Consider the following 274-nt stretch of genomic DNA (forward strand, 5'->3'; position numbering starts at 1 on the left):
CGACGGCTTCCAGATCGGTATCCGACTTCTTCTCCAGGCTCTCGCAGCCCGGGATGCATTCCTTCAGCACTTCAGGATCGTTCAGCGCTTCCCAGACTTTCTGGATCGGCGCCTCGATGCGCTCCTCGCCCTGCATGTCCATCGCCATGACGCTTCCTCCTGCTGGTCGGAGCTCAGCACGTAACCCATGGCCGGACGCCTGTCCATCTGCACCAAGGTGCAGGGCGCTGCTCACCCCACCGGCCTTGGAAGGTAGATATTCTGGAAACGCTGG

The 274-nt window shown here is 61.3% G+C and carries 1 protein-coding gene; it reads right to left on the reverse strand.

Annotated features, from left to right (window positions below; all coding sequences use genetic code 11):
- On the reverse strand, nt 1–148 hold a 148-nt coding region (locus WDW90_RS39370; RefSeq protein ID WP_336493024.1), incomplete at its 3' end, for an SRPBCC domain-containing protein.
- Nucleotides 149–274: the final 126 nt, after the last annotated feature.

Origin of the sequence: Methylobacterium nigriterrae (genome assembly GCF_037106235.1) — a bacterium.
Taxonomy (GTDB): domain Bacteria; phylum Pseudomonadota; class Alphaproteobacteria; order Rhizobiales; family Beijerinckiaceae; genus Methylobacterium; species Methylobacterium nigriterrae.